Source organism: Flavobacterium sp. GNP010 (genome assembly GCF_056428945.1).
This window is the reverse complement of record NZ_JBWJVK010000173.1, coordinates 1-203: the sequence shown is the minus strand read 5'-3', so window position 1 is coordinate 203 and position 203 is coordinate 1. Positions and strand designations below refer to the sequence as shown.

Sequence of the window (203 nt, the reverse complement as noted above, 5' to 3'; positions counted from 1 at the left end):
TAGAGCGCCTGCCTTGCACGCAGGAGGTCAACGGTTCGACTCCGTTATTCTCCACTATTTCGCTAAGGCGAATAAGTTCATAACATTTTGAAAGGAAATTAGAAAATATAGTACTATATGGTCTAGATCATCCCGATATTCATCGGGAAGGTCAACGGTTCGACTCCGTTATTCTCCACGATTTTAGTCATAAAGTCTAAAGT

Annotated in this window: 1 tRNA gene; it reads left to right on the top strand. The window is 41.4% G+C overall.

What is annotated here, in order from left to right:
- The first annotated feature begins 93 nt into the window (after window positions 1-93).
- A tRNA-Asn gene (locus AC061C_RS15980) sits at window positions 94-178 on the top strand.
- Window positions 179-203 lie beyond the last annotated feature (25 nt).